Source organism: Caballeronia sp. SL1002 (assembly GCF_057814995.1).
The window spans coordinates 74,055-99,940 of sequence record NZ_JBYMUW010000003.1 but is presented as its reverse complement, the minus strand read 5'-3'; the positions used below and the strand labels follow the sequence as shown (position 1 = coordinate 99,940).

Here is a 25,886-nt window from a genome sequence, read left to right as displayed (position 1 = left end):
CCCTTAGCGCCGGCCGCGTGCCCCGCCGGCACCGCCCGAGCGCATGCCGCCGCCGGATCTGTGGAAGTTCGACGACTGCGCGCTGGATCGTCCCCGGTTGAAGTCCTGCTGCGAGCGGGCTCCGTTGCCGACGCCCTGGAAGGCGTTGTCGCGGCCGCCGGCGCCGGCAGCGTTCCCGCCCGTGCTGCGGTCTGCTACGCCGCTGGAGTTGCCCCTGCCGCTGCGGTCCGCCACTCCGCCGTTGTTGACGCCGTTGTTGCGGCCGCCGACGTCTTTGTTATTCCCTCTGCCGTTGTCGCTGATTCCGCCATTGTTGCCCCTACCGTTGTCGCCGATGCCGCCATTGTTGCCTCTACCGTTGTCGCCCCTGCCGCCGCGGTCGCCCGCTTGGTTGTTGCGGCCACGGTAATCGCCGCGGCGATCGGCGCCGGAAACGTTATTCGCGAACTTCTCGCGCGACGCGTTATCGCGGTACGCGACGCCCTGTCGATGGCCCGCGTCGTGCTGCCACTTGCCGTTTTGAGCCTTGCTGCGATCGAAATTGCGGTCGATATTCGCGGCCTTGTTGACGTTAATATTGACATCCCCGCCGCCCCAGTTGCAGTTGCCGAAGATCGCGCCCGCAGCAGCGAGGCCGACGCCCCAGGCAAGGCCCGTGGCGAGCGCCGCGCCCGGATAGTAAGCCGGCGACGGCGGCCAGTAGTAGGGCGGATAAGCGGGATAACTCCACGCGCCGTACACTACGGCGGGATTGTAGGCCGGGACATAGATGACTGCCGGGTTTGCCGGCTCTATCCGCACGATGGTCTGCGTGGTCTGAGCGCCGGCGGGCGCGGGTTCCACGGTCACGTTCTGCTGGTCGTTGGACTTCAGATTGCCCGATTGCTGCGCACGCGAACGCAGGCGCTGCACGGCGGCGAGCACGCCCTTTTCCTGAGCGAGAAAGGCGTCGCCGAGCTTCTGAGTCCAGTCAAGCTTATCGTTCATCGGCGCGAGGATCTGGGGAAACGCGACCAACGATTTCACGCTGACATCCCACGACTGTCCCTCGACTGCCTTCACGGCGGCATCGCCCTTGACGTTCGGATTGGCCTTGACCCAACGCGCGGCATAGACGATCTCCAGCGGATACGTCGAGGCCATCAGCACTTGAGACAGCACGGAGTCGGGATAGAGAGCGATCGGCGCGACGAGGGCCTCGATTTCCTCAGGCTTAAAGGTTGGCTGTTCGGGAGGATTCTGGGCGATCGCATTGCGCGAGACAATCATCAGCACGATCAGGCATCCCATGCAGACCGCCTGCAACAGTCCTTCACTCCACCGATTCATGGTTCCTTCTCCCGACTTGAATGCGATGCACGAGTGCGCGTCGATTGCTTGCTCGCTGGGACGGGAAACCGTCAATCGTTTGCATCGTCGGAAGCTGACAATGTTGTGTGGTGTGCCGTGCCGTCGAGGGCGGGGTTGCGCCGCTTCGGCGGTTTTGCCCGTGACGCTTGGTTTGTTCGATTTGCCGGGGTCTCCGGGTTTTATTATTGGACGGGGGGCGGGCTGTCGCAATTAGCCTTTGGTCCTATATGGCCGGGTTTGGTTTGGCTGGCGCTTGTTGCTTTGATGCTTGCGCCTTCTGGGAACTTGCTTTTGTGTAGGTCTATCAGCTCGCCCCTTACACGACCTCCCGTATCCGTTTGGTCGTAGAAGGCGGCAACACCCCTGCGACCGATTACGGGGCGCTTCGCCAATCGATGCCGTCCTTTGCAGGACGGCTCACCGACGCAGATCGCACTAGCGCTCACTTACGTTCGGGCCTCTTGGGGAACGATGCCCGTCGGGTTACAACCCATGACCACGCTTCGCGGATGGCACGCTGCACTAGTAAACGCCTCCTCAACGGCGTATGCATTACCTACGAACCCGCCGGCCCGTGCCGGCACGATTCCGGCCTGTCCCGTTTCCGTGGACGTACCGAAGTGACCGAGCGGACTGAAAGGCAGGATCGGCGTTGCGCGCGGCGCGCGTGGCTACACTCGAAAAGCGCACGCGATAGAGAACATTTCGGCATCGCATGCCGACGCATGAGAGTGACCAACGGTCCGGTAAAGCCGGAGTCGAACCAACGAGCGAAGCCGCAGGAAAAGCGTGGAGTTTGGCGGAGCCATTCAAATTTCCGGTCAGAGTTAGAAACGCAGCCGCCGAACAAAAAGCCAGGTAGGTTTTTAGGCGGTCGTCGATAGCCTCGACGTCGCTCGCCGCGGTCATCTTCGTTCCAACCACCAGGAAGATCTCATCGAGGCACGCATCGTCAAACGTCTGGAGACGGTGTGGGATTCGGCCGCAGCCGGATCCGGTGCGTATTTCGGACCAACGCGACCGGCCGTCACGGGATGACCGGCGATTTCGCCCGCGTTGAAACGGTGGCCGGGACAGCGCTTGCTAACTTGACGACATGAAAATCGTCCATTTAGGTTTCCCATGGCTCGTGATACGAAAAGCCCGTCTTACCCCTTCGCCTCCGGCGGTTGGGGCTCACTTAAGTCGGTCGCCACGATCCTGCTGCAGGAAAAGGTGCCGCTGACGGACAGTGCCATTCTCCTCAAGCAAAAATAAGCTTGATGGCTTCATGTGTGTTAGTTGCTCGTGGACAAAGCCCGCAGATCCGCATACGTTCGAGTTCTGTGAAAGCGGCCCGAAAGCTACGGCCTGGGATACGCCAAACGCATGATGCCGGCGTTTTTCGAGATGAACACTGTTCCGTCGCTGCTAAACCGGCACGATCACGACCTAGGGGAGGCCGGACGTCTCTCTGCGCCGCTGCGGTACGATGCCGCCACGGACCGGTATGTGGAAGTCAGTTGGGAAGGAGCATTCAATGAGATCGCCACGGAATTGAAGCGGCTTGACCCAAAAAGCGTCGTGGTTTATACGTCAGGTCGCGCTTCGCTCGAAACGTCATCTATGTATCAGCTATTTGCACGCATGTACGGCTGCAACAACCTGCCCGACAGCTCAAATATGTGCCATGAGAGCACCAGTGTCGGCCTGAAGGAAGCAATTGGCGTCAGCGTCGGGACGATCACTCGAAGACTTCGAAAAAACCGATCGATGTTTTTCTTAGGGCAGAACGTCGGCACTAACAGTCCGCGCATGCTCCATCAGTTATAGAACGCGCGCAAACGGGGCTGCCGATCATCACGTTCAATCTCTTACGTGAACCTGGGCTAGTGTCGTTCGCGAATCCGCAGTCGCTGGAGCAGATGCTCACGCCCGCTGAAACGCAGATCAGCACGCAATACCATCTGGTAAAGATTGGCGGCGATAGCGCTGCACTGCTTGGCATCTGTAAGGCCATCATCGAGGCCGACGACGATGCACGTGCACAAGGTCTGCCCCGCGTGCTCGGCGCCGCGTTCATAGAAGAACACACGACGGGCTTCGATGACTTCGCCGCCTACGCGCGCTCGACCGATTGGAGTGAAATCGAACGCGTGAGCGGGCTCGCGCGCGCTTCGCTGCTGGAGGCGGCGAACGAGTACGCGCGCGCGAAAGCGAGATTTCGCTTGCCGATCAGGCACCACGGACTAACAAAGTCGAAGCGGACATCCACCGTCACCGCGACTTTCTTGCTGTCCGCCGCGTTTTGCATCGACGAGCTGTTCACGTCAACAAAACTCACGGATGAGCGCCTCCGCCTGCAGCCACTCGCCATAGCCCGACGCGGGGTTCAGATGTCCGACTTGGCCGAGATCGACCAGGCGGCTTCCCCAATCCTGCGCCATTCCGGCGAGTCGATCGAACGCCGCGAGCGGATCGTTGCGGCTCGCTCCGACGATGCTCGGGAACGGCAACGTCGTACGCGGAAGCGGTAGCCAGCCATGTTCTTCGAGCAGCGGCAGCGTAGGGTATCCGGCCGGCATGGGCGTTTCCAGGTCCGCTGGCGTGGCAAGGAGCGCGCCCTGAATGGCGCGATCGTGATGCTGCGCCCAAAAAACCGTAATCATCGCGCCCGCACTGTGTGCGACGAGCACGACCGGACCCTCTATTTTCTCTATGGCCTCGTCTAGCGCCGCGACGCGCGCCGCGCAATTGAGCGTGTCCTGCTTCAACGGTGGCATTGATGCGACTTTGGGCAGACGAGCCTGCAACAGGGTCTGCCAGTGATCGTCCACGTGGCCTCGCAGTCCAGGCACGATAAGGACAGTAGGTGCTGTTTCAAGCGTCACGGCGCTGATTCCTTCAGTTAAGTGCGAGCGGGTCGTCGTTCATCCTGCCGTTGCATTCCGGGATCGAGATGGATCCAACGGGCGACGATACGGCAAATCGGGATCTCGGATTTTGGCTTTGGCGACATTGTTTTATCTTTTGACGACAGGGCGTTTTATCGGCGGTTTAAACGAAAATCGTGGCCGACTTTGTCAATAGATGGACTGATTTGGGTAGCCGAATTTCGTGACATCTCGACTACGATCGGCACAACGGTTATCGAGACAGCATCCTCAAGCCTCTCTTGCTCACTGCTGCTTTCCGGATTAGCCCCTCGTTTCCACGCCACACAGAATCAGCCCACTCATCCAGCACTAACCAGTTGAGAAGTAGATGAACGATATCGGCGGTTACGACATTGAAGATCTGGAAGCCGGTATGAGCGCGACCTGCGCGAAGACCATCACGGAAGCGGATATCCTGTTCTTCGCGGCCGCATCGGGCGACAACAACGCGGTTCACCTAGATGAGGAATTCGCGCGAACCACGCCGTTCCGAGGGCGAATTGCGCACGGAATGCTGACCGCGAGCGTGATCTCCGCAGCGCTTGCCGGGCAATTGCCGGGTCCGGGCACCGTGTACCTCGGACAAAACCTGCGGTTCAAGGCTCCAGTCCGGCCTGGCGAAACGGTGCGCGCAACGGTCTCGGTGAAGGAAGTCCAGCCCGAGAGAAGTCAGGTCGTGCTCTCGACCATTTGTACCGTTGGCGGAAAGGTCGTGATCACCGGGGAAGCCACCGTCATGGCGACATCCCGGGCGCGGCGGTTGACCGAACGCGCCGCCGACGCGATTCAATCGAGCGAGGCGTCGTAACCATGTCGATGAACGCGCGCACGCAATACCTACAGGGCTTTCTCGACTCCGGGCAGCAGGTCTGGCGCACCATGGCAGGTGCGGCGACGAGCAACGATCCCGGCTCGGACACGCACGCTAGCGCGGCCTCCCGCCAGGCAACCGTCGCGCCGATGGCGCTGCTCGCGGTGCACTCGGCCTACTGGCCGCAACTTGCTTCGGTATGGACTCGCTCGCTCGCCACCGCGATGGGTGCGCAGTCCGAGCCCGTGATCGTTCCGAAGCGCAACGACCGCCGGTTTCTCCGTGAAGACTGGCGCGAGAACGTCTGGTACAGCCTCCTCTCGCAGCACTATCTGCTCAACGCGCAGTGGGTCGAGAACGTAGTCGAGGCGGTGGTCCTGGACGACAAGGACAAGCGAAAGCTCGAATTCTATACGCGGCAGTTTGTCGATTCGCTGAGTCCGGCCAACTTCATCGCGACCAATCCCGAAGCGCTCAAGCTCGCTTTTGAATCCGGCGGCGAAAGCCTGCGCGGCGGGTTTTTGAACTTGCTCGGCGATCTTCAGCGCGGCCACATTTCGATCACCGATGAAACCGCTTTCGAGGTCGGCCGCAACGTGGCGGCGTCGCGGGGCGCGGTCGTGTTCGAGAACGACGTGTTCCAGTTGATCCAGTACGCGCCGCTCACCGAGACGGTAGCCAGACGCCCGCTGCTGATCGTGCCGCCCTGCATCAACAAGTACTACATCCTCGATCTGCAGCCTGAAAACTCCTTCGTGCGCTTTGCTTGCGAGCAGGGAATGACCGTGTTCATGGTGTCGTGGCGCAACCCGGATGCCGCCATGGCGCACATGACCTGGGACGACTATGTCGAACATGGCGCGCTTGCGGCCATCGACGTCGCGCGGGCGATCACTCGCGCCGATCAGGTCAACGCGGTGGGCTGGTGCGTCGGCGGGACCCTTTTGTCGTCGGCGATGGCGGTCTCCCGCGCACGAGGCGACGACCCGGTCGCGAGCGTCACGCTTCTCACCACGATGCTGGATTTCGAGGAACCCGGCGAACTGGGCGTGCTCATCGACGAAGCGGGCACCGTTCAGCGCGAGAACGCAATCGGCCAAGGCGGTATTTTCTCGGGCAAGGAATTGGGATTCACATTTCAGACCCTGCGCGCAAACGATCTGATCTGGCCTTACGTCATCGACAATTATCTCAAGGGCAAGTCGCCGATACAATTCGATCTGCTTTACTGGAACGCCGACAGCACGAACCTGCCGGGGCCGATGTTCACCTGGTATTTGCGCAACATGTATCTGGAAAACAAACTGTGCAAGCCGGGCCGGTTGACCATGTGCGGCACGCCGGTCGATCTCGGACGCATCGACGCGCCGGCCTATGTGTTGGCGACGGAAGAAGATCACATCGTGCCGTGGCGATCGGCGTATCGGTCCACGCGACTGCTCGGCGGCCAGATCCAGTTCGTTCTTGGCGCGAGCGGCCATATCGCGGGCGTCGTCAATCCTGCGTCGAAGAACAAGCGGAGTTTTCGAGTCGGTGCAAATTCTGCCGCCGATGCGGATGCGTGGCTGGCATCGGCCGAAGCGCGGCCGGGAAGCTGGTGGACTCACTGGATCGAGTGGCTGAAGCCTCATAGCGGCGATCTGGTCAAGGCGCGGTCAAAACCGGGCAGCGCCGTTCATACGCCGATCGAACCCGCGCCCGGGCGTTACGTGAAAACGCGCACGACCTAGTCGCGCCCCGCCCTCATGCGTCCAATCAACCTCATTCTTCAACCACCGAGCCAACCACGATGACTCTCAACTTAACCGCATCCAGCGTCGAGTCGGACGAAGTGAAGGCCAACTCGAGCACGCCCTGTCTCGATCCCGTTGAAAAGCACGAGCAGGAACGAAGCGCACGCGGACCGGAAACAAATTGGGCCTGGGCCGAAAGTTCCGGACACTTTGACTGGATGGATTGGCATACCCATCCTGCCCTCTCGCCTGTCACGGATTCCGGGCTGTAGATCGATGCGGGCGCGATATCGGGCCAAAACGGTGCCGTACAATGGCGAGCGTGGTGAATCGACACCCGTGAGCCTCGTCAACGTACATGCAATCGCCCAGCGCCACCGTCCCGATCTCGCTACTCAACGGCTTTCTTGCTGCTGCGGGCGCGCGGCCGGGTCTGGTCCGTAAATATCTGGACGAGGCGAGCATCTCGCCCGCGCTTCTCAGCGAAGCAAGCGCGCGCGTCACGGAGGAGCAGTTCTCGACCTTGTACCGGGCGCTCGCGATTGAATTCGACGACGAGATGCCGGGCGTCTTCGCCCGCCCGATGCGCAGCGGCACCTTGAAGTTTCTCTGCTTGAGCCTGCTGGACGCGCCCAATCTGGAAATCGCGATGCATCGGTTCGGGCAGTTCTTCCACATCGTCCTCGACGACTTCCAGTTCGAGTCGCGCAGGGATGGTCTGGTCGCGTGCGCGTCGCTTCACACCGACCCATCGTCGAATGTCAGCATGCTTGGTCAGCAACTCATGCTGAAGCTCGCACATGGCGTGGCGTCGTGGCTGATCGGACAAAAGATTCCTCTGCTGCAAGTCGAATTCGCGTTTTCCTGTCCGCCCCACACAGTCGATCATCTCTATCTCTTCCCCGGCCCTGTCCGTTTCGACTGCCAGCAAACGCTGATGCGTTTCAGCGCCGCGTATCTCGACATGCCCATCCGCCAGCGCAAGACCAATTTGCGCAAGTTTCTCGCGCGAGCGCCCGAGGACTGGATCTTCGTTTCCTTTAGCGAGCAGCTCACGAGCCACCGCGTCAGACAATACCTTGCGTCCCGATTGCCGGACGTGCCGACTGTCGACGAGGCCGCGCGCAGTCTTCACTGCTCGGTCCGCACGCTGTGCCGGCGGCTCGCCGCGGAGGACACCGCCTTCCAGACGCTGAAAGACGAATTACGCCGCGATATCGCGATCCAGCGGCTTACCGGTACGCGCGACGCGATCGCCGCCATTGCGAGCGATGTCGGCTTCGACGATCCAACCGCGTTTCACCGGGCCTTCCGGCACTGGACCGGCAGCACGCCCGGCGAATATCGCCGCCAGCGCTGAACGGGGAACTCGCGCACCGGCGAGTCCGCGCGACACGCAAGTCGTGGCCGATTTTGTCAATAGATGGGCAGGATTAGGTAGCCGATTTTCGTCCAGACCGGACTACGATCGGCTCACTGATAACGCGCCGGGTCCCCCTGTCCACCCGAGCGTGTCTCCCATCGATTGCATTTTTTCGGAAATCCACCATGAGCTATACGGCGCCCGTCAAGGACATGCTGTTTGTCATCAATGAACTTGGCCATCTCGACCGCGTGTCGGCGCTTGCAGGCTTCGAGGATGCGACCGCCGAGACGGCGCAAGCGGTCCTCGACGAAGCCGCGAAGTTCAGCGCGGACGTGATTGCGCCATTGAATTTCGAAGGCGACAAGAACCCGAGCGCCTGGCGCGACGGCGAGGTTTTCGCCACGCCGGGTTTCAAGGAAGCCTTTCGCCAGTTCGCCGAAGGCGGCTGGCAAGGTGTCGTGCATCCGGTCGAATACGGCGGCCAGGGCTTGCCCAAGCTGCTCGCCACACCCTGCATCGAAATGCTGAACGCGGCCAACCTGTCGCTCGCGCTGTGCCCGTTGCTGACCGATGGCGCGATCGAGGCGCTCCTGACCGCCGGCACCGAAGCGCAGAAACAGGCCTACGTGCCGAAGCTGATCTCGGGCGAATGGACCGGCACCATGAACCTGACCGAGCCGCAAGCCGGGTCGGATCTGGCATTGGTGCGCACGCGCGCCGAGCCGCAAAGCGATGGCACGTATCGCGTATTCGGCACGAAGATCTTCATCACGTGGGGCGAACACGACATGGCGGACAACATCGTCCATCTCGTGCTGGCGCGCACACCGAATGCGCCCGAAGGCGTCAAGGGCATTTCGCTCTTCGCGGTGCCGAAGTTCCTGATCGGGGAAGATGGGTCGCTCGGCGCGCGCAACGACGTGCAATGCATTTCGATCGAACACAAGCTCGGCATCAAGGCGAGCCCGACCGCCGTGCTGCAGTTCGGCGATCACGGCGGCGCGATAGGTCAACTGATTGGCGATGAAAATCGCGGCCTCGAATACATGTTCATCATGATGAATGCGGCGCGCTTTGGCGTGGGCGTGCAGGGTATCGGCGTTGCCGAGCGCGCGTATCAGAAGGCGGTCGCATATGCGAAGGACCGCGTGCAAAGCCGGCCGGTCGACGGCTCGGCGAAGCAATCCGTGTCGATCATCCAGCATCCCGACGTGCGTCGCACCTTGACGACCATGCGCGCGCTGACCGAAGGCGCGCGCGCACTTGCCTATGTCGCCGCCGCGCATAGCGACATCGCGCATCGCCACGCGGACGCCGCCGTGCAGGCCGAACATCAGGCCATCTACGAATATCTCGTACCGATCGTGAAGGGCTGGAGCACGGAAATCTCCATCGACGTGGCATCCATGGGCGTGCAGGTTCACGGCGGCATGGGCTTCATCGAAGAGACGGGCGCGGCGCAGTACTATCGCGACGCCCGCATCCTGACGATCTACGAAGGCACCACGGCGATCCAGGCAAACGATTTGATCGGGCGCAAAACCTTGCGCGACGGCGGCACGGTGGCGAACGCCATTCTCGGCGAGATCGATCGAACGCTCGCCGAAATGCAGGACGCGGCGCAGTTCGCGACAAGCCGCGCATTCCAGTCGCTGCACGCACGGCTCGCGGCGGGCCGCGAGGCCATGGCGAACGTCGTCGAATTCATGCTCGCAAATGCTAAAAGCGATCCGAACGCGGTGTTTGCCGGCGGCGTGCCTTATCTGAAGCTCGCGGGCATCGTGCTGGCCGGCTGGCAATTTGCGTGCGCCGTGCTGGTCGCCGCCGAAAAGCACGACGAGGACAAATCGTTCTACGACACGAAGATCGCAACCGCGCACTTCTTCGCCGATCACATCCTGCCTCAGGCCGCCGCGCTCGAAGCATCCATCGTCAGCGCACGGAACAACGAAGGCATGTTGGCGCTGACGGAAGACCAGTTCTAAAAAGGTATCGCATCGTGACAGACGCAAGTCTCATTGAGCAGTACGGCCCGCGCGAGTCGATGGAGTACGACGTCGTGATCGTCGGCGGCGGTCCGGCTGGATTGTCCGCCGCGATTCGCCTGAAGCAGCTTGCCGCGGCAAAAGGTGTCGAGATCGGCGTGTGCGTGCTGGAAAAAGGCTCGGAGATCGGCGCGCATATTCTCTCGGGCGCGGTGATGGATCCGCGCGCGATCACCGAATTGATTCCGGACTGGAAGGAAAAAGGCGCGCCGCTCACCGTGGACGTGACCGAAGACAAATTCCTTTTCCTGACCGAAACCGGATCGAAAAGTGTGCCGGCCTGGGCGCTGCCGGACAACTTCAAGAACCACGGCAACTACGTGGTCAGCCTCGCGAACGTGACGCGCTGGCTGGGCCAGCAGGCGGAAGCACTGGGCGTCGAAATATTCCCCGGCTTTGCGGCGGCGGAAATTCTCTATAACGGCTATGGCTCGGTCAAAGGCGTTGCGACGGGCAATCTCGGTATCGGCAAGGACGGCGCGCCGACCGGAAACTTTCAGCTCGGCATGGAGCTGCACGGAAAGTACACGCTGTTCTGCGAAGGCGCGCGCGGGCATCTCGGCCGTCAGTTGAACAGCAAGTTCAAGCTGCGCGAAGGCGTCGATCCGCAGGTACACGGGCTCGGCATCAAGGAACTATGGGAAATCGATCCTTCGAAGCACAAGCCGGGGGTGGTGATGCACACCGCCGGCTGGCCGCTTGAAAACGACACCTACGGCGGCTCTTTCCTCTATCACATGGACAACAACCAGGTGATGGTGGGCTTCGTGGTGGGCCTTGGTTATTCCAATCCGTATCTGTCGCCGTTCGAAGAGTTTCAGCGCTACAAGACCCATCCCGCGATTCGCGCGATTCTGGAAGGCGGCAAGCGAATTTCGTATGGCGCGCGCGCGATTACCGCAGGCGGTTTGATGTCGCTGCCGAAGCTGGTGTTCCCCGGCGGCGCGCTAGTCGGCGACGACGCGGGCTTTCTGAACGCATCGCGAATCAAGGGCTCACACGCGGCGATCAAGACGGGCATGCTGGCCGCCGAAGCCGCGTTCGACGCAGTGCAAGTCGGCCGTCAAGCCGACGAACTCACCGCGTATCCGCAGAACTTCAAGACATCGTGGCTGCATACCGAGTTGAATCGCGCGCGCAATTTCAAGCAGTGGATGAGCAAGGGCCTGTACTTCGGCACGCTGATGGTCGGCATCGAACAGAAGCTGCTCGGCGGCAACGTGCCATGGACGCTGCATCATCAGCATTCGGATCACGAGATGCTGAAACCGGCTTCGCTATGCAAGCCGATTGCGTATCCGAAGCCGGACGGCAAGCTGACCTTCGACCGGCTTTCGTCGGTATTCATTTCAAATACGAATCACGAGGAGAATCAGCCGGCCCATTTGACGCTGAAAGATCCGAACGTGCCGGTCGACGTGAATCTGCGCACTTATGCCGGGCCAGAATCGCGCTATTGCCCCGCCGCCGTGTACGAGTTCGTGAAGAACGACGACGGCGGTGAGCGGCTCGTGATCAACGCGCAGAACTGCGTGCACTGCAAGACTTGCGACATCAAGGACCCGACGCAGAACATCGTGTGGGTCACGCCCGAAGGCGGCGGCGGTCCGAATTATCCGAACATGTGAAACGACAGGCGGGGCGTCGACAAGCGACGCCCCGCCAAAGCCATCCAAAACCAGGGAGTGAAACGTGCAAAGAGAAGTCGTGATCGTAAGCGGCGTGCGGACTGCCATCGGTAAGTTCGGTGGAAGCCTGAAAGACGTGCCGCCGACTGAGCTAGGGGCGCTCGTCGTGCGCGAGGTACTGGCGCGCGCGGGTGTCGAAGGGAATCAAGTTGGTCATGTCGTATTCGGCAATGTGATTGCGACGGAGCCGAAGGACCTGTATCTGGCGCGCGTCGCGGCGCTCGACGGCGGCGTCTCCGAAGCCACGCCGGCTTTTACCGTGAACCGGCTCTGCGGATCCGGGTTGCAGGCGGTCATCTCCGCCGCACAAACCATCCTGCTCGGCGATGCCGACATTGCAATTGGCGGCGGCGCGGAAAACATGAGCCGTGCGCCATACATCACGCCCGCCGCGCGTTTCGGCGCGAGGATGGGCGACACGCGCCTGATCGACATGATGCTCGGCGCGCTGAACGATCCGTTTCACACCATCCCGATGGGCGTGACGGCCGAGAATGTCGCCGCGAAATATGGCATCACACGCGAGCAGCAAGACGCACTCGCCGTGGAATCGCATCGCCGCGCGGCGCTCGCGATCGCCGAAGGGCGCTTCAAGGAGCAGATCGTTCCGGTGATGCGTCGAGTCAAAAGAAAAGACGTCTCGTTCGACACCGATGAACACGTGCGCCCCGGCATCTCTCTGGACGACCTCTCGGGCCTGCGGCCCGCTTTCCAGCCGACCGGCGGCACCGTGACGGCGGCGAACGCATCGGGCATCAACGACGCTGCCGCTGCGGTCCTGATGATGGAACGTGGCGCTGCGGAACAACGCGGGATCAAGCCGCTCGCCCGCCTCGTCTCCTACGCGCATGCGGGCGTGGATCCGTTGTACATGGGCATCGGTCCCGTGCCGGCTACGCGCATTGCGCTCGAACGCGCCGGTCTCGCGATGCGCGACATCGACGTGATCGAAGCGAACGAAGCGTTCGCGGCGCAAGCCTGCGCCGTCGCCCAGGAACTTGAATTCGACGCGAACAAGGTGAATCCCAACGGCTCCGGAATTTCACTGGGTCATCCGATCGGCGCAACGGGCGCGTTGATTACCGTCAAGGCGCTCCACGAACTGAAGCGCATCAGCGGCCGCTTCGCGCTGGTGACCATGTGCATCGGCGGCGGTCAGGGGATCGCGGCTATTTTCGAGAATCTTCAATGATCGAGCTAGCCGGTCCGGACTGCTGGCGGCAGCGATCCCGATCGCTGGCAATGACCCCATTCGAACGCACTGAATCTCGCGAAGGGGCCGATCCAAAATCGGCCCCTTCGCGCTTACATACCGCCCAGCGGTTTTTCCACGGTCAAGCCATTGGTGACTGAAATCACGCCTGGAACACCTCTCGCAATTTCTCCAACCTTGTCAACTTGCGACGCGTCCGAAACCGTGCCGCTCAGTTTGACCGCGCCGTCTTTAGCGAGGACGCTGATATTTCCGGCATCGATCTCCTTACTCTTCGCGATGGCGGCGTAAATCTGCCGGCGCAGCGCACGATTTGCCTTTCGTCCCGCGGCGGGCGCCGCCGGATTCGACGCGGCAAATGCGGATGCGCTGGCCGGCTCGCTCGTCTGCGACCATGCGGCGAACGACGTCGCGACGACAACCGCTCCCGCAGCGAGCCTGAATGCGTGAATGTTCTTCATTGAATACTCCAGTCCTGGATCGCGGAATCAGAAGGTATGGCGGATGCCTACCATCGCCGCCGTGGTTGACACGCCCGGCGCAACCGGAGCCCCGTAGATAATCGTCTGGTTCATCGTGCCCTTGTTGTCGACATACCCGACCTGCGCGTACGCCTTCGTCCGCTTCGACAGGTTGTATTCGGCACCCAGCGACACTTCGCTCGAATGATTCGCCGAATGGTTCTTATCTTTCAGGTAGTAGTAGCCGGACGTGATCTTGAAGCTCGGATTGAACTGATAACCAAGGCCGCCCGACACCATTTCGAAGTCTGCCGTATTGGTGTTCGCCGGGTTCTTGCCTACGCCATACGAGCCCGAGATCGAGAATCCGGCGATTGTGTACATCGCGCCGAAATAGTAGAAGCGGTTATTGGCGAGACCTGTCGCAGGTACGGCGGGCGCTGCCGGGTAGGTCAGCGGATACGGATTGGTATCGTGCCCGTTGTAGTACACGGCGGCGAGATTCAGACCGTAGTTCGAATACTTCAGCACCGCCGATTCGCGCGTGCCGCCCTGAGCCTGTCCGGCGACACCGCCCGGCGCGAACTCGAGCGCGAGCGACGTGCCATAGAATTTCGGCGAATTGTAGACGAGCGCGTTGCTGTCATAGAGCGCGCCGATCGGCGCGTTCGTGCTCGTGCCCGGCCACCCGGCCGCCTGATTCGTGCCCAGCCACGCGGTCAAAATACTGCCGAAATACTGCGCGCCGCGGACATCGGTTTCCGACATCGCGTAGATCATCGGGATGATCTGACGGCCGGCGTCGAATGTACCGAACGGGGTGGACGCGCCGATCGTCGCGAACTGGTTGAAGATCGCGACCGTACCCGGGGTGTCGGAAAGGCCGAAGCGGCCGTTCGTCGTGTTGAATGCGCCCTGCAGCTTGAAATTGATCTTGTAGCCGCCGCCGATATCTTCGCTTCCCTTCAAACCCCAGAAGCTCGAATAGATGCCGCCGTCCTTGAGCTGATAGACGTGTCCCAGGTTGCGGGCTGTCGGCTGGAACGTCGATGCCGAGGTGCTTTGATACAGAAATCCACTGTCGAGCACACCGTAGAGCGTGACGGACGATTCGGCATGGGCGGCGCTCGCGAACATCGCCAGCGCCGCCGCGCTGCTCAATTTCAACTTCACCTTCAATTTCATTCTGTCTCCTGCCGTGTGGGTTTATCGGTTTATGAGTTGTGTTGATAAAAGCGGCCCGTTAGAGCGACACGTAGTAGTTGCCGTACTGCTCCCGCAACTGATGCTTGAGTACCTTGCCGGTCGCGCCGAGCGGGACCGATTCGACGAAAATCACCGCGTCCGGCTTCCACCATTTGGCGATCTTGCCGTCGAGGAATGCGAGCAGTTCGTCGCCGGTGAGCGTGCTGCCGGGTTTGGTCGCGATTAAAAGCAGCGGCCGTTCGTCCCACTTCGGATGCCGCGCGGCAATACAGACCGCCATCGCCACTTCCGGATGCAGGCAGGCGACGTTTTCGATGTCGGCCGAGCTGATCCATTCGCCGCCGGACTTGATGACGTCCTTGCTGCGATCTGTAATTTGCATGAAGCCGTCGGGATCGATCTTCGCGATGTCGCCGGTCGGGAACCAGCCATCGCTAAGCGGCGATGTATCGCCGCTGCCGAAGTACTGCCGCGCGACCCACTGGCCGCGCACGAGCAGGTCGCCCGCCGCATTGCCGTCCCACGGGAGTTCGTCGCCGTCTGGACCGACGATCTTCATATCGATGCCGAACACCGAGCGGCCCTGCTTCGCCTGCAGCGCATAACGGTCTTGCCCGGAGAGCGCGCCTTGATGTCCCTTGAAGCTGCAGACCGTTCCGACCGGGCTCAACTCCGTCATGCCCCATGCGTGCATCACGTCGACTTGATATCGTTCCTGAAACTGCGCGGTCATCGCGGTCGGACACGCCGCGCCGCCGATCACGGTTCGCCGCATCGACGTAAAAGCGCCGTCCCGCCCCGCGACATGCGACAGCAGCCCTTGCCAGACAGTCGGCACGCCGGCCGAGAGCGTGACCTTCTCTGTCTCGATGAGTTCGTAGAGCGATTTACCGTCGAGCGCCGGACCCGGGAACACCAGCTTCGCGCCGACCATGCTGGCGACGTACGGCAAGCCCCACGCGTTCACATGGAACATCGGGACCACGGGAAGGATCACGTCGCGCGCGGAGCAGTTCAGCGAATCGGGCAGCGCCGCTGCATAGGTATGCAAAACGGTCGATCGATGGCTGTATAGCACGCCCTTCGGATTGCCGGTCGTGCCCGAGGTATAGCAAAGCGACGACGCGCTGTTCTCATCCAGCAGCGGCCACTCGAACGCGTCGCTGTGAAGATCGATTAAATCCTCGTAGCACATCAGCGCGACCGACTGCCCGAGCGCCTGCGGCATGTGCGCGCGATCCGTCATCGCCACGAAAACCTTGGGACTTTTGACGCGCGGCGCGACGCTTTCGATCAACGGCAGAAACGTCAGATCGAAGAACACCACGCGGTCTTCCGCATGCTCGATGATGTACGCGAGTTGATCGACGTGCAGACGCGGGTTGAGCGTATGCAATACCGAACCTGCGCCCGACACGGCGAAGTACAGTTCCATGTGCCGGTAGCCGTTCCACGCCAGCGTCCCAACCCGCTCGCCCGGCTCGATGCCGAGCGCGGACAGACCGTTCGCCATCCGGCGCGCGCGTTGCGCGAGATCCCGGTATCGATACCGATGAATGTCCCCTTCGACGCGCCGCGACACGATTTCCTGTTCGCCGTGATGGCGTTCGGCGTGCATGAGCAGCGAAGCCACGAGTAGCGGTTGCTGCATCATCAGACCCTGCATCCTTCTTCTCCTTGAATATTTTTTCGACGGCGCGCCGAAGTTCGGTCAGTACGGCTTGTCGCCGACAATCCCGGCGCGCTCCATCTTGCGATGGCACGGTGTGTAATCCATCACCGCGTAATGCTGCGTGCTGCGGTTATCCCAGATCGCGATGCTGTTCGGCTTCCAGCGCCAGCGCACCTGATGCTCCGGGATGTACGCCTGGCTGACGAGATAGCGCAGCAGGTCGCCCGCGCCGGGGTTCGCGTCCTGCCCGAAACGCACCCGCGCTGGCGTGTGATAGTTGCTGAAATGCGTTGCGAACGCGTTCACGAACAGCACCTTCTCGCCGGTCTCGGGATGCGTTCGCACGACCGGATGCTCCGCGTCGGGAAACTGCGCCTTCAGCGCGAGACGCTTCTCGATCGGCATGGCCGCACCGAAGCTCGCCTCGATGCTGTGACGTGCGCGCAGATCCGCGATCTGCTCCTTGACATGCGCAGGCAGGTTTTCGTATGCCAGCACCATGTTTGCCCACATCGTGTCGCCGCCGACCGGCGGACATTCCACGCAGCGCAGAACCGCGCCGAAAGGCGGCGCTTCACGCCAGGTGGCATCCGAGTGCCACGCGTTCTCGTAGCGGTCGTTAGGCTGCTCTGGCGACTTGTAGATGCGCACGAGGCCCGGATGCTCGGGATCGCTGCCCGCGACCGGATGTCCTTCCAGTTCGCCAAAGCGGCGCGCAAAGGTGACGTGCTCGGAGCGCGTGATGTTCTGATCGCGCAGGAACAGCACGCGGTATTTCAGCAGCGCCGCGTGGATCTCGGCGAACAAGCCGTCGTCGTGGATTGCGTCGGCGAGATTCACGCCTGTGAGTTCCGCGCCGATCGCGCAGGTGAGTTGTTCGACTTGCATGCCCTGCTCCTCAGATGACGAAGACCGACGAGCCCGTCGTCTTGCGGGATTCGAGATCGCGGTGCGCCTGCGCCGCGTCTTCGAGCGCATAGCGCTGATTGAGTTCGATCTTGATGCGGCCTGCCGCGATGTGTCCGAAGATCTCGCTCGCGAGTTCGTTCTTCTCGGCGGGATCGGAGATGTAGTCCGCGAGCGCCGGGCGCGTCATGTAGAGCGAGCCTTTCATCGCGAGAAGCTGCGGATTGAACGGCGGGATCGGACCGGACGCCGTGCCCACGCAGACCATCAGACCACGGCGTTTCAGCGAATCGAGCGAGCCCTCGAAAGTCGTTTTGCCGACGCTGTCGAACACCACTTGAACGCCGACTCCATCAGTCAGTTCGCGCACGCGTTTCGCGACGTCTTCGTGGCCGTAGTAGATGACGTGATCGCAGCCGTGGGCGCGCGCCACCTCGCCCTTCGCTTCCGATGAAACCGTGCCGATCACCGTGAGCCCGAGCAGTTTCGCCCATTGCGACACGATCAGGCCGACACCGCCGGCCGCCGCATGAAGCAGGATGGTGTCGCCCGCTTTGAAATCGTAAATGCGGCGCATCAGATAGGACGAGGTGAGGCCGCGCATGGTCATGCCCGCAGCGGTTTCGCAGGAAATCGCATCTGGCAGCTTGATGAGCGGCGCGGCCGGGATCAGACGTTCGGTGCTGTACGCGCCGAGCGTGTTGAGGAAACCGGTGTAGGTAACGCGATCGCCTGGCGCGACGTTCGTGACGCCCTCGCCCACGGCCTCGACCACACCGGCGGCCTCGACGCCCATTCCGGCGGGCAGCGGCACCGGATATAGACCGCTGCGGAAGTAGGTATCGGCGAAGTTCAGGCCCACCGCCTCGTGGCGCAGGCGCACTTGTCCGGGGCCGGGTTCGCCCACTTCGACGTACTCGTAGCGCAGGACTTCGGGACCGCCGGTTTCATGGAAGCGCACGGCTTTTGCCATTTCAATCTCCTTAATTCAAACTGCAAATTCGATTTCGCCTGTGGCGAAACTGTTTGTTCGCGCTGGCGTAAATTCCAGGTCGCTGTTGTGTTGCGCGCGCAAGCGCCGGCAATCCCACGCGGTTGCGTCGCCGGAACGTGGACGGGCCGCTCAGTGCGCGGCTTGTTGGCGCAGAGCGTCGAGGCGATTCAGATCGCCGGAGTAATTGCGCCTGCCGATAAAGAACGCGATCGCCGCGACGAGAGACGCAAACGGAACGAGTTGCAACGCGCCGAGCAACCCGATCCGATCGGCGACGATACCCGTCAAGATCGCAGCGGGCGCCAGGCCGAGCAGGTTGTTCGACAGCGTCAGCGTGGCGAACGCGGACGAGTGAATTGACGATGGCGTGAGATTCGCCACCATCGCGCCGGACGGGCCGCTCGCGCCCGCGCTGAACAACATGCCGACGCCGATCAACACGAGTTGCAACGGACCGGCCGGCATGTGCAAGCCCATGGCGAGCAGCACGAAGCACGTCAGGCAACAGGCGATCGCGGCGCTCCACTTCCTTTCGCGTGCATGCCTGCCGAGCCGGTCGGCGAGCATTCCGCACACCACCATGCCGACGCCGGTTACGAGTACGAACACCGCCGCGCACAACGCGGCCCGGCCGGTCGCCATGCCGTAGTAGCGGGACAGGAAGCTCGGCATCCAGGCCCAGACGGCGGCGGGAACCAGCAGGTGGATACCGCTTCCGAAATAAGCGCACACGACCGACTTCGTCGAAAAGAGGCCCTTCATCAACGCGCGGAAACTCAAGCGCACGCCGAGTCCGTGATTGTTCAAGCTGGCCGGCTGGAACGGCGCGAGACGCTTCTCGGTAACGACAAACCGGTACACGACGACCAGTACGAGTCCCATCGCCGCCATCGCGCCGAACGCCGGACGCCAGCCGGCGTGAGCCGCGACCGCGCCGCCGAGCGCCATCCCGAGTACCGAGCCGAACGCACCGCCCGCCATGAACGTGCCGGTCAGCGTGGAACGCAGCCGCGCCGGAAAGATGCTGAGCACCACCGCGATGCCGACGCTGCCATACGCCGCCTCGCCAATCCCGACGAAGGCGCGCGCGATCAGCATTTCGCCGTAGGTCGTGGAGATCGCGCATCCGAGCGTCGCGAGACTCCACATTGCCGCCATCAGAACGATGCTTTTCACGCGGCCCCAGCGGTCGGCGAGCACCGAGAGCGGGAACGTCAGCAAGCCGACCATCAATGCGACCACGCTGCTAAGCGAACCGAGCCGGGTGTCGGACAGACCCCACGCGGCCTTGAGCAACGGAAACACGGCGTTTAGCACTTGCCGCGACATGTAGTCGGAGAGCAGCAGGCCGACCGTCAAGGCGAAGACCACCCAGGCGTAGCCGCGTACATCGGCTTGTGTTGCTGAAACATCCGTGGCGGGGTCCGCGTGTTGCATGAGCATGATTCGTCTCCTTCGCTTTTTGTCTCGTCGGCGGCCGCCTTTTTGCCTGGAGCAAATGACGGCCTGTTATCGATACTCGTTGTTTTCTAAGGCGCGGCGGCGTGGGCCGCCTTTGCTCAAGCATTCTTGCCGATGGCGCTATCGAGGCTCGGACATCGCATACCACATGAAAACTTTTGGATCGAAACACGTATCGTGCTCGCACAATACGGCCATTGAGCATTACACTTTTATGATTGCGCGCCATCCTTTTAGTGGTGGATGCCAGTGCGTGTAAACACCGGTGCGCGTGACAGCAGACACTTCATAACCGTGGACCAGCGCGCTACGCCAGCCCACACGAAAACCGCGGAGGATATGCGATGGAAACGATGCTGCGCTCGGTGGCGATGAGCGGATATTTCGACGTGGCGCGGCGGCTCGGCCTGAATCCGGTCGAACTCGTGCAGCGAGTCGGGATCGACCCTGCCGCGCTGGCGAATCCGGAAGATCGCGTCCCCGCCGCCGCATGTTGCCGCTTGCTGGAACTCACCGCCGACAAGGCGTCCTGCCCGACTCTAGCGCTGCGGATGGCCGAAACGCGGCAAAAGTTCGGAACGGGCGTGGTCAATGTCCTTCTCGCGCACAAACGCACGCTGCGCGACGTCTTGCTGGCCGCCGCCGAGTTCCGGCATTTGCTCAACGAGGCACTGGCCGTCTACATCGAGGATGTGGGGGAAACGGTCACGATTCGAGAAGAACTCGTCGTCGATCCCGGTACGCCGACCAAACAGGCCATCGAGCTTGCGGTGGGTATCCTCGCGCGCCACTCGAGCGCGCTGCTCGGCACTCACTGGAAACCGCGCTCCGTGCATTTCACGCACAGCGGCCCCGACGATCTGACGTTTCACCGGCGCTTCTTCGCCTGTCCGCTAGAGTTCGACAGCGATTTCAACGGCTTCGTGTGCGCCGCCGCCGAACTCGACTATCCGAATCCGGCCGCCGATCCGGAACTGGTCCGATACGCCGAAAGCCTCGCCACGCCGCTCAACGTAACCGGCGCGCATTCGATCGCGCTGGAAGTGCGCAAGGCGATCTATTTGCTGCTGCCCGTCGAGCATGCGTCGGTGGAGATGGTTGCCCGGCATTTGCGTCTGAGCGTGCGTACCATGCAGCGGCAGCTTGAATCGGCGGATACCAGCTTCTCGGCTTTGGTCGATGAAGTCCGGCGCGAACTGGCCGTGCGCTACATGAGCAACCCGCGCTATCCGATCGGACGCGTCGCCGCATTGCTCGGCTATAACCAGCAGGGTTCGTTCACTAACTGGTTCAACTTGCGGTTCGGCATGACACCGCGCGACTGGCGCAATCGCCAGGCTAAGTAAGCGAACGCTTCCTTCTCAAATGGGCCGAGCGGCGTTCGCTGGGGCGCAAAGGCGTCATTGAGACGTGGCTTGTTTTGCTTTGCGTAACGGGCCAGGCAAACCGCAGCACGTTGGTGGCGGCTTGCGGCGTCGCCTTTAGTCGGCGAGCTTTGCTGGGCGCAGCGCGCGCCCTTCGCATCGCGTCGTCAGACAGCCTTGCGCAGAAAGCCCTGAGTGGCGCCGTTGCGGTTCGGCGCGAAGCCATTAGCGAGCAGGGTCTCTTCGACCGTATTGTAGAACACGCCGATCTTGCTGATCTCGCGCGCCTCTTGAGCCGTCGCGACCTTCCGGCCGAACTCACGTGAAATTCGCACTAGTTGCTCGATCTGCTCGACCGTGCTCATCCGTTTTGTGCGCGACTGGTTCCACAGGTTGTCCTCGATACCGCAGCGCACGTGCAGGCCCATAGCGATACCCATCATGTTGACGGGCAACACGTTGCGCATCGAGCTTTCCACCGTCAGCACCGCACCGTCCGGCGTGGCGCGCACGAAGTTCGACAGGTTGTAGATGTTCGGCGCGTCCATGCCGCCACCGATAGCCACCCAGTTCATGACGAGCGGCCCCTTGTAGACACCACGCCGGATCAGACGCTCGACCGACTCGAAGCTATTGATGTTGTAGCACTGGAACGCGCTCTGGATGCCCGCTGCGTTCAGGCGGCGAATATGCTCCTCGGCCCAGCCCGGCTGCGCCGGGACCGTCATCTCCTTGTACGCGTTGTAGACCTCGGGGTCGGCCATGGAGGTGCCTTTGACGTCGGCATCTTCCCAGTGCTCGACGACATTCATCTGCGACGTGTTGATCGTCACCGTCACCTGATCGGGCTTCGGGTCGAGTTCTGCCAGCATGTGACGCGTGTCGTCGCTCAGCCACTTGGCTGCGGCGCCATCGGACTCGGGCGCGAAGCTGATCGAGCCGCCCACCTGGATGATCATCGCCGGCACCGCGTTGCGCACGCCCGCGATCAGCTCGTTGAACTTCGACAGGCGCTTGCTGCCCTTGCCGTCGAGTTCGCGCACGTGCAGATGCAGCACGGTTGCGCCAGCGTTGTAGCAATCCACTGCCTTTTGAATCTGCTGCTCCATCGTGACGGGGATGTCTTCCGGGAAGTCCGAAGGAATCCACGACGGCGCATAGGGCGCGGCCGTGATGATCAGAGGTTGCTGGTTTTCCGTGTAAAGGGAACCGTCGAGAAAGTTCATGGCAGGGTCACCGGGTCGGTTGCGGAATAGAAAACTGGGCTGCGCCTCGCGAGGCGCGTTGTTTCACTCTCTCCGCGACTAGAGGCGGATTTGCTCTCACGTCTGACAAGTAGAGAGACGCGACCGGAGAGGAATCAGTCCCGCGAAGATACGGCAACTCGGAAGAGGCGTTTACGGATTGGATGCCATTGTTTTGTGAATCAGCGCCACTAGGCGTTAACACCGGCCTGCGAGAGCAGAAGTGGGACGCTCGCCGTGCAGCGATGGCCGGAACGGCGCAGCGCGGCGCGGCGCGGTCTCAACTTCACACGCCGACGCCGACAGCAGGAATGCCGGCCGGGCGTCGAACCCGTTATGTGCTCGATGTTCGCAACTCGAGCCGTTAGAGACGATGTTCCGTCCGCTGCGTTTTACAGCATAGGGCGCGCTGTCCGCTCCGTTCAGCAGGCGAGTCCATCGCTATCCGCCGCGCGCCCTGCAGTACTGTCCGATGCTGACGCTCACAACGCCGAGTTCGTTTGCGGCATGGGGCACCCCGCTGCAAGCACCGCCTTGCGTATTTTCTCGGCAACCTCGAGCGCGCGGCGCTCCTCGGATGGGGTAGGGGAACAGTTTTCGAGGCAAAAGCGTGCCGTCCTGCTCGACCACAAACGCGGAGACGTTCGGCCCTGGATCGATTGCCGCCAACAACGAATCGAAGTAGGAAAGCCGAATTGCGATAACGGCAACGCCCGCTCCCGTTCAGTGGTCCGTAACCCATGCTCTCAAGGACTACAGCAGAAGCACTTGCTGCAGAAGCAGCAGTGCTTGCGACTCGTTCTGCCGTTCCATCCGCGCTTTTCCAGCCAGGGTCTTGAGCAACGCCTCTGCGATCGGGGAAATTCCATCCAGACCCGTCAGATCGGTCATCGTGGTCGACGGAAGCGTGTGGCGCAAACGACTTGTCGTCGCACGACGCGACCTTCGTCGGCTGATCGCCAAGTCGCGAAGAGGCGGCGACGCCATAGGCAAGCGAACCGGCGCCGAAGCGGGCGTGGTTTTGTCGCGCCGCCCTTTCGCGACGGGTACTCCGCGGGAGGACCACCGACTTCCCGCCAAGTCAGACGGACGAGACCTTCTTCTACAGTTCACCGCACAACGACTTTGCCTCTGTCGACCGAGAGCGAGCCATATTTAATCGCGTTGGTCGCGTTCTTTGGCGCCCTTATGCAAGCGCACGAACTCGAGCTTCAATGGCTCGCCGAACCATTCAATCGTTCTGCTATTAAGATAACTATCCTTATCTTAATAGCCGTTTCTTTGCGCTCAACTCACGTTGATGAAAACGCGTGAGATCGCCCTCCCCCACTCTTCGACTGCCGACACCGATCGAATGGATCAGTCCGCGGTTGCAGACCTGCCCGCTGACCTGCCCGTCGACCTGCCCGATCATGCCGCGCTCGCGGCGCTGCGCGCCTGGTACGCGGGCGTGCCGACGCGCGAGGCCGTGGTGCGCTATCTCCCGGACGCCACCGCGCGAGAGGTCTCCGCGCGGCGTGTGATCGGCGAGATACGCCGCCAACTCACCCGCTGTGCGCTCGCCCGTCACCGCGATGAACTCGCCGCGCTCTTCAGCCACCCTGCGGCCGGACGGTTGAAACACGCGCGAGCGGTCACCCAAGCCATCGAAACGCTCCGCATCGCCACGGTCGCGACACCCTCGATCACCGACGACATTCAGCGCTGGTTACCGCCGCGCGCCACCTGCGCGCTGTTGGCACATGGCATCACGACGCTTGCCGAACTGACGCTGCGCATTCCGCGTCGCCGGCAATGGTGGAAAGCGGTGCCCAAACTCGGCCAAGAGAGCGCCCGACAGATTGAAGCTTTTTTTGCGATGTACCCGACGCTGACCGAGCGTGCCCGTGCGCTGATCAAGTCAAGCGCCACGCCCATCGTTGTCCCTTGGGAAAACGTCCGTCTGCCGCATGAGATCGACGGCTCGTGTGGCGTATTTCGTGCACCACGCGAAACCTGCGCTCTCGATGCGAACAACGACTACGACGCCGTGCAGACCTGGTTGTCGCTGTACGAGTCGCCCTCCACCCTTCGCGCCTACCGAAAGGAGGCCGAGCGCTTGATTCTGTGGGCCATCGTCGAGCGGGGACGTGCCCTCTCATCGCTGACGACCGAGGATGCGATTGCCTATCGCGCATTCTTAAAACGTCCAACGCCGCGAGAGCGATGGGTCGGCCCGACGCGGCCGCGCTCGTCGGCGCAGTGGCGGCCGTTTTCTGGCAACCTCGCGCCTCGCTCGGTCGCTTACTCGTTGATGGTCCTCGGAGCCCTCTATCGATGGCTGATCGAGCAACGCTACGTATTGGGAAATCCCTTCTCGGGTGTGAAAATGCGCGGGACCGAACGCATGGCGGCGCTCGACAACTCCCACGCGTTCACGGAAGGAGAATGGCAACTCCTTCGTACCATCGCAAATGGACTGGAGTGGTCGTATGGGTGGAGGGTCGAAGCCGCTCAGCGACTGCGGTTTCTGCTGGATTTTGGGTATGCGACGGGTTTGCGCGCGAGCGAACTAGTTGGCGTTACGCTAGGCGCCGTCCGCACCGATACGCAAGGCGACCACTGGGTGCACCTTGTCGGCAAAGGAAAAAAGGCGGGCAAGGTGGTGCTGCCACCGCTTGCACGGTCCGCGCTGGACCGATACTTAATCGAACGCGAACTGCCGGTCTCGCCGGAGCGCTGGCAGCCGGCGATACCTCTCGTGCCCAGCCTGAGCGCGGATGACGCCCATGCACTCAGCACCGTGCGCCTATGGGCCATACTGAAACGCTTTTTTAAGACCACTGCCGACCTCATCGAGTCTGACAACCCGGCGTTCGCCGCCAAGTTACGCCAAGCAGGGCCGCATTGGATGCGGCACACCCACGCAACACACGCGTTGGAGCGCGGCGCGCAGCTCACATCCGTTCGAGACAACCTGCGTCACGCGTCGATTTCGACCACTTCTGTCTATTTGCATAGCGATGAAGTCGAACGCGCGCGCCAGTTTCGTGATGCGTTTAAGGCGAGCTGATCGTAAGTCGTTAAGATCTGCCCCCATTGGACGGACTGGCTTCTGCTGACGATTTTGATTCGTTTCCCACCGCTCGTCCACACCAACCTGGAGGATTTTCGAGAACACGATCGTTAGTTGCGTATAGCCCTACTTTCACGGGACCGACCTGAGCGAATCTGCGCTCCCGAATGACGGTCCGCTTACTTGAACGCTCCTTATCGACCCTTTCCGGTCATCCGCGCCGGTCCGACACAACGGCTACTTTAAACGCACACCAGCCATCCGTACTGATGTCGGCTGCCTTTTACTCGGCGGCCATTGCGTCACATTTGTCTACATCGGAAAGTAGCGCAAACCGCTCGCTAAGCTTTTGCATCATTGAAGAAGGCAACCTACAGTTGACTGCGGCCCCAAATCCGTCAC

At 61.8% G+C, this 25,886-nt stretch carries 22 protein-coding genes; 10 read left to right on the top strand and 12 right to left on the bottom strand.

The genetic code is table 11. The features are described 5' to 3' along the window. Positions 1 to 3: 3 nt before the first annotated feature. Entirely contained in the window at positions 4 to 1,329 is a 1,326-nt protein-coding gene (locus AC3D25_RS17890) for a DUF3300 domain-containing protein (protein WP_488889810.1), read from the bottom strand. Positions 1,330 to 2,472: 1,143 nt separating this feature from the next. On the opposite strand from AC3D25_RS17890, the gene AC3D25_RS17885 reads away from it, so the two are divergent. Together AC3D25_RS17885 and AC3D25_RS17880 are read left to right on the top strand one after the other, a co-directional pair. Further along, complete coding sequence (locus tag AC3D25_RS17885; protein ID WP_488889809.1) at positions 2,473 to 2,607, top strand: hypothetical protein; 135 nt, start codon at positions 2,473 to 2,475, stop codon at positions 2,605 to 2,607. A gap of 132 nt (positions 2,608 to 2,739) precedes the next feature. After that, on the top strand, positions 2,740 to 3,162 hold the full coding sequence (locus tag AC3D25_RS17880) for a molybdopterin-dependent oxidoreductase (RefSeq protein WP_488889808.1): 423 nt from the start codon (positions 2,740 to 2,742) through the stop codon (positions 3,160 to 3,162). Positions 3,163 to 3,218: 56 nt separating this feature from the next. On the opposite strand, the gene AC3D25_RS17875 is transcribed toward AC3D25_RS17880, so the two are convergent. Genes AC3D25_RS17875 through AC3D25_RS17865 form a run of 3 tightly spaced genes read right to left on the bottom strand, consistent with a single transcriptional unit; the run spans position 3,219 to position 4,220 of the window. Continuing rightward, positions 3,219 to 3,422: a hypothetical protein gene (locus AC3D25_RS17875; RefSeq protein WP_488889807.1), complete on the bottom strand. Its 204-nt coding sequence runs from the start codon at positions 3,420 to 3,422 to the stop codon at positions 3,219 to 3,221. Positions 3,423 to 3,448: 26 nt separating this feature from the next. Further along, positions 3,449 to 3,673, bottom strand: a complete 225-nt coding sequence (locus AC3D25_RS17870) for a hypothetical protein (protein ID WP_488889806.1) — start codon at positions 3,671 to 3,673, stop codon at positions 3,449 to 3,451. Next, on the bottom strand, positions 3,660 to 4,220 hold the full coding sequence (locus AC3D25_RS17865; RefSeq protein WP_488889805.1) for an RBBP9/YdeN family alpha/beta hydrolase: 561 nt from the start codon (positions 4,218 to 4,220) through the stop codon (positions 3,660 to 3,662). The genes AC3D25_RS17870 and AC3D25_RS17865 overlap by 14 nt, the downstream gene beginning before the upstream one ends. A gap of 373 nt (positions 4,221 to 4,593) precedes the next feature. On the opposite strand from AC3D25_RS17865, the gene AC3D25_RS17860 reads away from it, so the two are divergent. From AC3D25_RS17860 to bktB, 6 genes are all read left to right on the top strand, one after another. Then, positions 4,594 to 5,073, top strand: coding sequence for a MaoC family dehydratase (locus tag AC3D25_RS17860; RefSeq protein WP_488889804.1), 480 nt, complete (start codon positions 4,594 to 4,596; stop codon positions 5,071 to 5,073). A gap of 2 nt (positions 5,074 to 5,075) precedes the next feature. Then, positions 5,076 to 6,806, top strand: coding sequence for a PHA/PHB synthase family protein (locus AC3D25_RS17855; protein ID WP_488889803.1), 1,731 nt, complete (start codon positions 5,076 to 5,078; stop codon positions 6,804 to 6,806). Positions 6,807 to 7,167: 361 nt separating this feature from the next. Then, entirely contained in the window at positions 7,168 to 8,169 is a 1,002-nt protein-coding gene (locus tag AC3D25_RS17850) for an AraC family transcriptional regulator (RefSeq protein WP_488889802.1), read from the top strand. 188 nt (positions 8,170 to 8,357) lie between these two features. Beyond that, the gene (locus AC3D25_RS17845; protein WP_488889801.1) at positions 8,358 to 10,160 is read left to right on the top strand and encodes an acyl-CoA dehydrogenase; all 1,803 of its coding nucleotides are present in this window, start codon (positions 8,358 to 8,360) and stop codon (positions 10,158 to 10,160) included. Positions 10,161 to 10,174: 14 nt separating this feature from the next. Then, positions 10,175 to 11,848 (top strand): electron transfer flavoprotein-ubiquinone oxidoreductase, encoded by a 1,674-nt coding sequence (locus tag AC3D25_RS17840; protein WP_488889800.1) that lies wholly within the window; start codon positions 10,175 to 10,177, stop codon positions 11,846 to 11,848. Positions 11,849 to 11,912: 64 nt separating this feature from the next. Further along, positions 11,913 to 13,100: a beta-ketothiolase BktB gene (gene bktB / locus AC3D25_RS17835; RefSeq protein ID WP_488889799.1), complete on the top strand. Its 1,188-nt coding sequence runs from the start codon at positions 11,913 to 11,915 to the stop codon at positions 13,098 to 13,100. 113 nt (positions 13,101 to 13,213) lie between these two features. On the opposite strand, the gene AC3D25_RS17830 is transcribed toward bktB, so the two are convergent. The 6 genes from AC3D25_RS17830 to AC3D25_RS17805 form a co-directional block, all read right to left on the bottom strand. Beyond that, a complete protein-coding gene (locus tag AC3D25_RS17830; protein WP_488889798.1) occupies positions 13,214 to 13,582 on the bottom strand; it encodes a BON domain-containing protein in 369 nt (122 codons plus the stop codon). A 27-nt stretch (positions 13,583 to 13,609) separates the two neighbouring features. After that, positions 13,610 to 14,755 carry a porin gene (locus AC3D25_RS17825; protein WP_488890453.1) on the bottom strand — a complete coding sequence of 382 codons (1,146 nt, stop codon included), beginning with the start codon at positions 14,753 to 14,755 and terminating at the stop codon, positions 13,610 to 13,612. A 70-nt stretch (positions 14,756 to 14,825) separates the two neighbouring features. After that, on the bottom strand, positions 14,826 to 16,454 hold the full coding sequence (locus AC3D25_RS17820) for a 3-(methylthio)propionyl-CoA ligase (protein WP_488889797.1): 1,629 nt from the start codon (positions 16,452 to 16,454) through the stop codon (positions 14,826 to 14,828). A gap of 45 nt (positions 16,455 to 16,499) precedes the next feature. Then, a complete protein-coding gene (locus AC3D25_RS17815; RefSeq protein ID WP_488889796.1) occupies positions 16,500 to 17,348 on the bottom strand; it encodes a TauD/TfdA dioxygenase family protein in 849 nt (282 codons plus the stop codon). A 10-nt stretch (positions 17,349 to 17,358) separates the two neighbouring features. After that, positions 17,359 to 18,339: a quinone oxidoreductase family protein gene (locus AC3D25_RS17810; protein WP_488889795.1), complete on the bottom strand. Its 981-nt coding sequence runs from the start codon at positions 18,337 to 18,339 to the stop codon at positions 17,359 to 17,361. 150 nt (positions 18,340 to 18,489) lie between these two features. After that, on the bottom strand, positions 18,490 to 19,803 hold the full coding sequence (locus tag AC3D25_RS17805; RefSeq protein WP_488889794.1) for an MFS transporter: 1,314 nt from the start codon (positions 19,801 to 19,803) through the stop codon (positions 18,490 to 18,492). Between the two features lie 362 nt (positions 19,804 to 20,165). Between AC3D25_RS17805 and AC3D25_RS17800 the strand changes: the two genes are divergently transcribed. Further along, entirely contained in the window at positions 20,166 to 21,167 is a 1,002-nt protein-coding gene (locus tag AC3D25_RS17800) for an AraC family transcriptional regulator (RefSeq protein WP_488889793.1), read from the top strand. A gap of 185 nt (positions 21,168 to 21,352) precedes the next feature. Here AC3D25_RS17800 and AC3D25_RS17795 read toward each other — a convergent pair whose 3' ends face one another. After that, the gene (locus tag AC3D25_RS17795; RefSeq protein ID WP_488889792.1) at positions 21,353 to 22,411 is read right to left on the bottom strand and encodes a beta-keto acid cleavage family enzyme; all 1,059 of its coding nucleotides are present in this window, start codon (positions 22,409 to 22,411) and stop codon (positions 21,353 to 21,355) included. A 771-nt stretch (positions 22,412 to 23,182) separates the two neighbouring features. Further along, a complete protein-coding gene (locus tag AC3D25_RS17790) occupies positions 23,183 to 23,320 on the bottom strand; it encodes a hypothetical protein (protein ID WP_488889791.1) in 138 nt (45 codons plus the stop codon). Between the two features lie 463 nt (positions 23,321 to 23,783). Between AC3D25_RS17790 and AC3D25_RS17785 the strand changes: the two genes are divergently transcribed. After that, positions 23,784 to 25,481 (top strand): site-specific integrase, encoded by a 1,698-nt coding sequence (locus AC3D25_RS17785; RefSeq protein ID WP_488889790.1) that lies wholly within the window; start codon positions 23,784 to 23,786, stop codon positions 25,479 to 25,481. Positions 25,482 to 25,886 lie beyond the last annotated feature (405 nt).